The sequence below is a fragment of the Streptomyces sp. sk2.1 genome (assembly GCF_008120935.1).
In the GTDB taxonomy this organism is placed as follows: domain Bacteria; phylum Actinomycetota; class Actinomycetes; order Streptomycetales; family Streptomycetaceae; genus Streptomyces.
On record NZ_RDBO01000011.1, the window covers coordinates 21,689 to 31,699 of the forward strand.

A 10,011-nucleotide genomic window follows, 5' to 3' on the forward strand; every position below is an offset into this window, starting at 1 on the left:
ATCAATGACTCACGCGTAGGTGATGCTGATCGGGTTGGCGACCTTGTACGTCGCCTTGAACGTGGCCGAGTCACCCGCGTTGAGCAGACCCGCGCAGTTCGTGGCGCTGTCGACCTTCAGGCCGGTGCCGGTGTTGATGGCGAGCTCGCCGGTCGCGTTGTTGTACGTCACGTTGCTCACGGTCCCGCTGATCACGGCGTTGCAGACCCCGAGGATGGTGTCACCCACCAGGTTGACCTTGACTCCGGACAGGGTGCCGGAGGAGATGCCCCCGCTGTAGCTGCTGGCATTGATGCTGATGACGGCACCGGGGGCGAGCGATGCGGTGAAGCTGGAGCCGAGCGGTCCGGGGCACGGGCTGGCCGCGGAGCCCCAGGTGACCCCGGTGATCTTCGCGAGGCCCGCGCCGGAGGCGTACGTACCGTTCGGGGCGGTTCCGCTGGCGGGGGACACCGAGCAGTCCACCTGCTGGCCGGTGGTGGTGTCGACCAGGGTCGCCGACGTACCGGCCTTGAGCGCGGCGGTGAAGCCGCCGCCCGCGGTGGGGTTGGACACGGTCCACCCCGCGAGGGCGGTGGCCGAGGCCGACGTGGCGGCGAGGCCGAGCGCGGCGGCGGCGACGGTGGTGGCGAACAGGGCGCGGCTGAGGGTCTTTCTCACGGAACTTACCTCCGGGAAGTGGAGTTGGACGTACCCGATTACCTCGCACCAGAGCCTGGGAATGGCCGGCTACGAGGGCGGCTCACATCGTGGAACGCAGAAGTCGATGGACTCGACTGCGTGATCGAACTCCGTGCGGATCGAACGTTACGAGCCAGTAGCCCGGCGCGGCAATACCCGACGCAGAAATTCCCGCCCCCTCTCGGCAAATGCATTCCGCCTTAGCGAGAACTCAGCAGATCGCCACGGTTTTCTATACGAAAGTGAGTAGTTACGTCCGTGTCATATGCCCACGAGAGGCCCGGACACTCACCCCGGACACAGTCGGCGAGGCCGGTCCGGGCCGCCGACACGCCCCCTACCCGTCGGTAAGATCGTTGACGGCGCGGCCGAATGCCGACCCGGCCCACTGCACCCGCCGCATCGCTGAACTGCGCGGAGCGTCACGGAACCACACCCTCGGACCGGGAACACGCACCAAAGGCCCACCCCCGGTGCGACCGGGTCCCGCACGGGCGGACGGCAACCGTACGGAGCCGCGCCGGGGACACCCGACCAGGACGCCCCGGAACACCCGGCCCCCCTCGGCCACCCGGACCAATCGGCTCCGGCCACAAAGAGGCTGATGAGTTATCCATTCCGGCCGACCGGTTCAGAAAATCCCCCGCGAATCCCCAATGATTTCCCGAAGCAGAAGAATGCATCTCCACAGGACCGCTTTCCGTGCCTTCGACGACCAGCGGGCCGACACGCGGCACGGCGGTCACCTTACCCCGCCTCAGGAAGCTCCCCCGCGGAAGAATGCGCACCACCTGCGCGAAACCCCACCAATCCCCTGCCGGGAATCAGTTACCCACGGTTACTTTCTTGTTCCCCGCAGAGCAGAAGTCCGAAAAACATTGTCCGGAAGTGAGCACTCCCGCCTCACCTGCACCGAAGCACCCCAACGGCTCCACGATGCGTGCCCCCTGCACTTCGATCTTGCCCAAGTGGTGGGCACGGCCGCTGACTTGGTCTATCTTCATCGCGAACTTGGTACGCACCTGTCGGTTCGTGGGAGCGCTTTCCCCACCGCCTGACCCCCCACCGGGCGCCGGAGAGCAAGGGGACAGTCATGCCAGAACTCATACAGCCGTCGGACACGGGGGATCCGCTGGGGCCGCTCCCCCAGGAATTCGCCGCCATCATGCGGCCCGAACTGCCGAGCCTGATCAAGGAGATCGGCGTCGAGGTCACCCGGGCCTATCCGGAATACGCCCGGTTGCTCAACGGTCCCAACGGGCAGGCCATCCGGGTCGGTGTCGAGCAGAGCCTCTCCTCCTTCGTGGACCTGGTCGCCGAACCGTCCACCTCGACCTCGCTGCGCGACGACATGTGCCGCCGGTTCGGGCGCTTCGAGGCGTACGAGGGCCGCACCATGGAGACGCTCCAGGGCGCCTACCGCCTCGGGGCCCGGGTCGCGCTGCGCCGGGCCAAGAAGGTCGGCCGGAGTCACAACTTCTCGCCGACCCTCATGCTCAGCTTCGCCGATGCCCTCTTCGCCTACATCGACGAGCTCGAATCCCTCTCCCGCGAGGGCTTCCTGGAGGTGCAGTCGCAGAACGGCGAGCAGACCGAGGCGATGCGCCGGCGCCTGCTGCACCTGATCCTCGCCGGGCGCCCCGCGCCCCGCACCGCCATCGCGGAACTGTGCGAGCAGACCGGCTGGACCCTGCCCGACGAGGTCACCCTGGTCGCCGTCCGCTCCCCCGCCGCCCTGGACCGGGCCGTGGCGGACCGCGACGTCCTGGCCGACCTCAGCGATCCCCAGCCGCACTTACTCATCCCGGGCGCGTTCGACGACGTCCGAAGACACATGCTGGACGAGGCGCTCCTGGGCACCCGCGCCGCGATCGGCCTGACCGTTCCCACCGCCCTGGCCTCGGACTCGATCCGCTGGGCCCGGCGCGTGCTCGAACTCGTCGACACCAACGTCATCGACGACGAGCCCGTCATCCTCTGCGAGGACCACCTCATCACCCTGTGGCTGCTCTCCGACCCGGTCCTGGTCGACCAGCTCGCCCGGCGCGAACTCGCTCCCATCTCCCACATCAGCACCACCCGGCGGGAACGGCTGGTGGAGACCCTGCGGATCTGGCTGGACACCCGGGGCACCGCGGCCCACATGGGCGAACTGCTGGACGTCCACCCCCAGACGGTCCGCTACCGGATGCGCAATCTGGAGTCGATCTTCGGTGAGCAGCTGACCGATCCCGAGAGCCGGTTCTCCACCGAGGCCGTCCTGCGCGCGCTCCGGCTGCGGGACCGGAGCGGCGAATCCCTGCTCTGAGTCGACTTTCAGCCGGATCACGTCACTCACCAAGAGTCAACTTACTTGAGAGTAAAGCGAAATAGCCGGTCACTCTCAAACGGTTGCCACACGGAGACGTTCTCAGTGAGAAACCCGGAACTGTGTGCCGTACACCTGGAGGAGTCGGCCGCCCACCCGGCGGCCGCGCCCCAGCACCACCTCCTGGCCAACCGTTCCGAGAGGGAACCACCCATGACCGCCTCGCACCTCCTCGTCCCCGTGCCGATCCCGGACCGGGTCGCCGCGCTGATCGGGTCCTGCATCCCGCCGCACATCCTGCAGGCGGAGTTCGACGCCGACTGCGCCGCGCGCGAGGTGCGCCGCTTCCGCGGTCCGCTGCTCTGCGCCGAGGACCGGGCCGACCGCGAGCAGGCGCTCTCCGACCTGGCCCGGGCCAACAAGATCCTCGCCGCCCACCACCCCCGGCTCCCGGTGCTCCCGGGCAGCCCGTGGTGACCGGGAGCCCCCGCCGGTCCCCGCTCGACGCATGATCCGGTACGCCCCGCGGGGACCGGCCGCGAGGGCGGGCGAGAGGATACGGGGCAGTGCGGTGCCTGCGACGCGGTCGGTCCGTACGGGGCGGCCGTCGTGGCGCTCCGGGGCCGGGAACGGGCGGCGCCGTCACGGCCATTGATCATCCGGTCACCGACACGCCCCGGGAGAACGACATGCCCTCCGGACCCCGACCGTCCGTCCTCTTCGTCACCGACCTCGCCTACGAGGCGCGCGGACGCCGCTACTGCGACGAGGACATCCATCTGACATCGCGGCTGCGGGAGGACTTCGACGTCGCGCTCTGCCACCCCCGGGACGCCGCCGCCCTGCTGGACGGCTTCGACGTGACCGTCATGCGCAACAGCGGTCCCGTACTGCACTACCAGGAGGCGTACGACGCGTTCCGCGCACGGGCGCGGGAGCTGGGCGCCCGGGTCTACAACCCGTTGCACGGCCGCGGGGACATGGCGGGCAAGCAGTACCTGGTCGATCTGAGTCGGGCCGGCCGTCCGGTGATCCCCACGGTGGACCGGGCGGCCGATCTGGGGGCGCTGCCCGGGGCGGCGCAGTACGTGGTCAAGCCGAAGCTGGGGGCGGACTCGATCGGGCTGCGGTTCGTGCGGGAGGCGGCGTTGGCGCGGGAGGAGGACGGCACGGTGCTCGTCCAGCCCCGGATCGACTTCCGCTACGAGGTGTCCTACTACTTCGTCGACCACGACTTCCAGTACGCGCTGTACGCCCCGGACCCGGAGCGGCGGTGGGTGCTGGAGCCGTACGCACCGAGCGCGGCGGATCTGGAGTTCGCCCGCGGGTTCGTGGAGTGGAACACCCTCGAACACGGCATCCAGCGGGTCGACGCCTGCCGGACCGCCCGGGGCGAGCTGCTGCTCGTCGAGTTGGAGGACCTCAATCCGTACCTCTCGCTGGACCGGGTGGCACAGCCCGTGCGGGACGCCTTCGTGGCGCGCATGAAGGATTCCCTGCGGGACCTGCTGGGCTGACGACACGTCCGGCCGTCCCCCACATGCGGGAGGCGGCGGCCGGTGTGAGGGTGCAGACGTGACCACCACCGCCAGCGAGACCGCCTCCGCCGCGCAGAGTGCCGCCGCGCCACCCGTGCTCGACCCACGCCGCCGGAACATCGTCTTCGTGACGATCGTGCTGGGGATCCTGCTGGCCGCCCTGGACCAGACGATCGTCGGCACGGCGCTGCCGACGATCGTCTCGGACCTCGGCGGCGCCGCCCACATGTCGTGGGTGGTCACCGCGTACCTGCTCGCGGAGACGGTGGCGACGGTCCTGGTGGGTAAGTTCGGCGACCTGTTCGGCCGGAAGATCATCTTCCAGCTGTCCGCGATCATCTTCATCACCGGTTCGTTCCTGTGCGGACTGGCGACCGACATGCTGCTGCTGATCATCTGGCGCGGCCTGCAGGGCATCGGGGCCGGCGGTCTGATGGTCACCTCCATGGCGCTGATCGCCGATGTGATCCCATTGCGCGAGCGGGGCAAGTACCAGGGGGCGATCGGCGCGGTCTTCGGGGTGTCGACGGTGATCGGGCCGCTGCTCGGCGGGCTCTTCACCGACCATCTGAGCTGGCGCTGGGCGTTCTACGTCAATGTGCCGATCGCGATCCTGGTGGTGATCGCCGCGGCCCGGACGATCCCGTCGGTCAAGGCCGTCGGGCGGCCCGTGATCGACTACCTGGGCATCGCCATGGTCACGATCGGCGCGAGCGCGCTGATCCTGGCGACGAGCTGGGGCGGCAACGAGTACGCCTGGGGCTCGCCCGTCATCATCGCCCTGTTCGCGGGCGGTGTCGTCGCGCTGGCGCTCTTCTGCCTCGTGGAGTTCCGGGCGCAGGAGCCGATGCTGCCCATGCGGCTGTTCCGGAACCCGGTCTTCACCGTCTGCTCGGTGCTGAGCTTCATCGTGGGCTTCGCGATGCTCGGCGCGATGATCTTCCTGCCGACGTACCTGCAGTACGTGGACGGGGACTCGGCGACCCTGTCGGGCGTGCGGACGCTGCCGATGGTCATCGGGCTGCTCGCCGCCTCGATCTTCAGCGGCAACGCGGTCTCCAAGACCGGCAGGTACCGGATCTTCCCCATCGTGGGCTCGCTGATCATGGTGGTGGGGCTGTATCTGCTCTCCCTGATGGGCCCGGACAGCGGGGTGTGGCTGGAGTCGCTGTACATGCTGGTGCTCGGGGCCGGGATCGGCCTGTCCATGCAGGTGCTGACGATCGCCGTGCAGAACACCGTGGACTACTCGGACCTGGGCACGGCGACGTCGGGCGTGACGTTCTTCCGCACGCTGGGCAGCTCCTTCGGCACTGCGGTCTTCGGCACGATCTACGCCAACACGCTGGGGCCGAACCTGACCGACGGCATCACGGCGGCGGCGCGGGCGGGCGGCGACCCCGCGGTGCTGGCGAAGGCGGCGCAGAGCCCGGAGGGGCTGCACTCCCTGCCCGCCGCGCAGTCGGCGCCGCTGGCCCAGGCGTACGCGGACACGCTGCACACCGTGTTCCTGTGGACGGTGCCGGTCGCGGTCCTGGGGTTCTTCGTGGCGCTCCTGCTGAAGGAGGTGAAGCTGCGGGACACCGCGCGGGCCGGTTCCACGGACATGGGCGAGGGGTTCGCGCAGCCCGGGGCCGGCGATTCGGCGAAGCTTCTCGAATTCGCCGTGGCCAAGATCGTGCGCGGGGCGGGGCCGGACACGGCCCGGCGGATCGTGGCGGACTCGGACACCCGGCTGGACATGGCGGGTGCCTGGGCGGTGATGCAGGTCGAACTGTTCACCCGCATGGTGGGCCACGCGGGACTGCGGCTGATCGCGGCCCGGCACCGGCTGCCGCCCGAGGTGCTGGTGCCGGTCTTCGACCGGATGGTCGAGGAGGGCTACCTCACCGGCGACGGCCATCTGTTCACGCACACGGCCGCCGGGAGCCGGGAGGCCGCGACGATCACCGAGGCGTGGGCCCGGTGGCTCAACGACCGCCTGGACGAGAGCGGGGCGCGCCCGGACGACCGGCAGCTGCGGGCGGCGGTGGACGCGATCGCCAAACGGCTGCTGGCGGAGGACCTGGAGCAGGAACTCGCCCCGGAGCGGGCGCGGGCGGCGGCCGTCGCCTGACCGGGGCCGAGGGGCCGCCCGAGGCAGGTCGGAGGGCCGCCCGGGACGGGTCAGTCGACGAAGACCGCGGCCTCGTACACCCAGGCCCCGTCGTGCCGGACGAAGCGGCTCTTCTCGTGGAGCGAGTCCGGTCGGCCGTCGTCCGTGTAGTGCGCGCGGAAGGTGACCGTCCCCGTGGTGTGGAACGGGCTGCCCTCCGTCGTCTCCAGCACCTCCAGGCGCACCCACCGCATGGCGGGGTCGAAGTCGACGGCGGGCGGCCGGGTGTCGGGGTGCCAGGTGCGCAGCAGGTACGCCGCGTCCCGGACGACGAAGGCGGTGTACCTGGAGCGCATCAGCGACTCGCAGGTCGGCGCGGTGGCGGTCCCGGCGTGCAGGCGCCCGCAGCAGTCCGCGTAGGTGACGGGCAGGCCGCACGGGCACGGCGATCCCGCGGTGACCCCGGGGGTCCGTGCTCCGGCGGTGGCGGGCCGTCCCGGTCGTGTGGTGCGTCGTGACATGCGCCCATTGTGACCTGCGGTACGACCGGTCCGGAACGCCGGTGCGCACCGGGCGGGGGCGGCCGGCCGGTACGGGCGCCGGGACCGGGCCCGGCGGCCGGTCAGGGCTTGCGGGCCACGCCCGCGTAGCCCGGGATGGGCTCGTCGCCGGCGACCTCGACGACCCCGCCGAGTTCCGGGTGCCAGTCCGCGGAGAGCGAGACGCCCGGCTCGACGAGTTCGAGCCCGTCGAAGAACGTGGTGACCTCGGCGTGGGAGCGCAGTCGCAGCGTCATTCCGCGGGCCTTGTACAGGGCGGACGCCCGGGCCGCGCTGTCGGGGTCGAAGTCCCCGGTGGTGTGCGAGAGCACCAGGTAGCTGCCGGAGGGGAGCCGCTCGACCAGGCGGTCGACGAGTTCGGACGCCCCGTCCTCGTCGTCCAGGAAGTGCAGCAGCGCCAGCAGTGACAGCGCGATCGGCTCGTCGAAGTCGAGGACCGATCCGGCCGCTTCGAGGATGGCCTCCGGCCTGCGGGCGTCGGCCTGGATGTACTCGGTGGCTCCCTCGGGCGTGGAGCGCAGCAGGGCCGCCGCGTGGGCGAGGACGATCGGGTCGTTGTCGCAGTAGACGACGCGTGCGTCCGGGGCGGTCCGCTGGGCGATCTGGTGGAGGTTGGGTTCGGTCGGTATGCCGGTGCCGATGTCGAGGAACTGGCGGATGCCGTTCTCGGCCAGCCACCGGGTGGCGCGGTGCATGAAGGCCCGGTTCACCCGGGCCATGTCCCGCCCCCTGGCGTCGAGGGCCAGCAGCTGCCGGGCCATCTGCTCGTCGACCGGGTAGTTGTCCTTGCCGCCGAGGAACCAGTCGTACATCCGTGCGGGATGGGGTTTGCTGGTGTCGATCTCGACGGCTCGGGGGTCGTACCCGGTCATGGCGCGCTCCATGGGTCCATAGGTCGGCGGACAGCAGCAGTGTGGGGCGGGAACGGCGGCGGCGCTGCGGATTCGGGTGGGAAGGCCGGTTCGGGTGAGCGCTCCGGTCGGGTCCGGGTGGGCGGTCGGTTCGGACGGGGAATCGGGTCAGGTGAGGAGGAAGTCCGCCTGACCGGACTTGGCCCCCTGGATGAAGGCGGCGATCTCGCCGTGGGAGTAGATCAGGGCGGGGCCGTCGGGATCGGAGGACTGGCGCACGGCGACCCTGCCGTCGGAGAGCTTCATCGCTTCGACGCAGTTGCCCCCGTTCCCACCGCTCCACGGCTTGTGCCAGCCCTCGGTGCCGAGATCGGCGGCCGGCATGCCGTTGTATATGGGATCCATCACAGCTCCTTGCGGAAGTCCCGGAGGATTTCCTTCGTGCGTTGTGCAGTGGCGGCCTGAGCCGCCATGCGGTCCATGACTTCGAGGTAGGAGGCCACCTCGGGGCGCGCGTCGAAGTAGACGGCTCCGGTCAGGTACTCGCTGTAAACCATGTCGGGGAGTTCGGGGACGCCGAACCGGAACAGGACGAACGGGCCGTAGGTGCCCGGGTGGTGTCCCGTCGAGAATTCCGCGATCTGCAGTGTCACATGGGGCAGCTCGGTCGCTTCGAGCAGCCGGTCGATCTGCCCCCGCATGGCCTCGACGCTGCCGACGGGACGGCGCAGCACCGTCTCGTCCATCACCACCCACAGCTTCGGGGCGTCCGGTCTGGTCAGCAGGGACTGGCGCTGCATCCGCAGCGCCACGTGGCGTTCTATGTCCTCGGGTCTGGTCTGGCCGACGGCCCCGGTGCGCATCACCGAGCGCGCGTAGTCCTCGGTCTGGAGCAGACCGGGGACGAAGTGCGGCTCGTACATGCGCAGGAGGCTCGCGGCGCCCTCCAGACTGACGTACATGCTGAACCAGTCGGGCAGCACGTCGTGGAAGCGCTGCCACCAGCCGGGCTTGTTGGCCTCCTCGGCCAGCTCCACGAAGGCCTCGGCCTCGTCGTCGGCGACCCCGTACGCCTTCAGCAGCATCTGCACATAGGGGATCTTGAGAGCGACCTCGGCGGTCTCCATCCTGCGTACTGTCGCAGGCGCGACCCGCAGAACCTTGGCGGCCTGGTCGCGGTTCAGGCCGACGCGCTCCCGCAGATCCTGCAGGCGCTTGCCGAGAACGACCTGACCCACGGTCGGGGCGGACCGCGGTTCGCTCACTTCAGACCTCCCCATGCGCTGTTTGCGAGCAGTGTGCCATGCGTGGGCCATCCAGAACACAGCCACTCTGAAAATTTCAGAGTGCCCCTTGCCAAGTGTTCACGACAGGGGGAGAGTTGGTGAGTGAACCAGTTCACGAAGTCGCGCCGGCCCTCATTCGCGTGAGAGCGCGGAGCGTGACGCAGCCCCCACTGTGAGGAATCGGTTGTGGCACCTGGCAGTGCGCTCATCCCCCGGCTCATGGATCTCAGTCCCGGGACGGAGGCGCTCCGGTACTGCTTCGCGCTGCCCGCGCACCCCGAGTCGGTGGCCGGCGCACGGCGGCTGACCCGGGCCCGGCTCGACCAGTGGCGGATGGACGCGGACACCCATGACGCGGCGATCCTGATCGTTTCGGAGCTGGTGACCAACGCGGTGGTGCACACCGTGAGCACGCGCGTCGTGTGCGAGCTGCACCGCCTTCACAGACGGCTGCGGATAGCCGTGCAGGACCAGGGGCACCAGCCCGGCGGGCCGCAGTTGCGCCGCGCCTCCGACGACGAACACGGGCGCGGCCTGCTGCTCGTCGACGCGATGTGCAGCGCCTGGGGCTCCCGCGACACGGGCAACGGCTCGGGCCGCATCGTCTGGGCGGAGCTGTCGCACGGCCCGGAGCAGCCATGTTGAAGAACGCGATGTCCCACCTGCGCAAGGCCCGCCGCCGTTCCCGCCCC

Annotated in this window: 10 protein-coding genes; 5 read left to right on the forward strand and 5 right to left on the reverse strand. The window is 70.0% G+C overall.

The features are described 5' to 3' along the window. Window positions 1–9: 9 nt before the first annotated feature. Window positions 10–660, reverse strand: coding sequence for a hypothetical protein (locus tag EAO76_RS01495; RefSeq protein WP_148832497.1), 651 nt, complete (start codon window positions 658–660; stop codon window positions 10–12). Between the two features lie 1,114 nt (window positions 661–1,774). Between EAO76_RS01495 and EAO76_RS01500 the strand changes: the two genes are divergently transcribed. From EAO76_RS01500 to EAO76_RS01515, 4 genes are all read left to right on the forward strand, one after another. Next, a complete protein-coding gene (locus tag EAO76_RS01500) occupies window positions 1,775–2,989 on the forward strand; it encodes a helix-turn-helix domain-containing protein (protein WP_148832499.1) in 1,215 nt (404 codons plus the stop codon). Between the two features lie 213 nt (window positions 2,990–3,202). Next, window positions 3,203–3,466, forward strand: coding sequence for a hypothetical protein (locus EAO76_RS01505; RefSeq protein ID WP_148832590.1), 264 nt, complete (start codon window positions 3,203–3,205; stop codon window positions 3,464–3,466). A gap of 212 nt (window positions 3,467–3,678) precedes the next feature. Beyond that, window positions 3,679–4,506 (forward strand): hypothetical protein, encoded by an 828-nt coding sequence (locus tag EAO76_RS01510; protein ID WP_148832501.1) that lies wholly within the window; start codon window positions 3,679–3,681, stop codon window positions 4,504–4,506. Between the two features lie 58 nt (window positions 4,507–4,564). Beyond that, window positions 4,565–6,643: an MDR family MFS transporter gene (locus EAO76_RS01515; RefSeq protein ID WP_148832503.1), complete on the forward strand. Its 2,079-nt coding sequence runs from the start codon at window positions 4,565–4,567 to the stop codon at window positions 6,641–6,643. Window positions 6,644–6,693: 50 nt separating this feature from the next. Here EAO76_RS01515 and EAO76_RS01520 read toward each other — a convergent pair whose 3' ends face one another. The 4 genes from EAO76_RS01520 to EAO76_RS01535 all read right to left on the reverse strand — a co-directional run bounded on the left by EAO76_RS01520 (window position 6,694) and on the right by EAO76_RS01535 (window position 9,298). Then, window positions 6,694–7,143: a YchJ family protein gene (locus EAO76_RS01520; RefSeq protein WP_148832504.1), complete on the reverse strand. Its 450-nt coding sequence runs from the start codon at window positions 7,141–7,143 to the stop codon at window positions 6,694–6,696. A 101-nt stretch (window positions 7,144–7,244) separates the two neighbouring features. Further along, a complete protein-coding gene (locus EAO76_RS01525; RefSeq protein WP_148832506.1) occupies window positions 7,245–8,054 on the reverse strand; it encodes an SAM-dependent methyltransferase in 810 nt (269 codons plus the stop codon). 147 nt (window positions 8,055–8,201) lie between these two features. Continuing rightward, a complete protein-coding gene (locus tag EAO76_RS01530) occupies window positions 8,202–8,438 on the reverse strand; it encodes a DUF397 domain-containing protein (RefSeq protein ID WP_148832508.1) in 237 nt (78 codons plus the stop codon). Beyond that, window positions 8,438–9,298, reverse strand: a complete 861-nt coding sequence (locus tag EAO76_RS01535) for a helix-turn-helix transcriptional regulator (RefSeq protein WP_148832511.1) — start codon at window positions 9,296–9,298, stop codon at window positions 8,438–8,440. The genes EAO76_RS01530 and EAO76_RS01535 overlap by 1 nt, the downstream gene beginning before the upstream one ends. A gap of 207 nt (window positions 9,299–9,505) precedes the next feature. Here EAO76_RS01535 and EAO76_RS01540 point away from each other — a divergent pair, with 207 nt between their 5' ends. Continuing rightward, entirely contained in the window at window positions 9,506–9,964 is a 459-nt protein-coding gene (locus EAO76_RS01540; protein WP_148832513.1) for an ATP-binding protein, read from the forward strand. Window positions 9,965–10,011 lie beyond the last annotated feature (47 nt).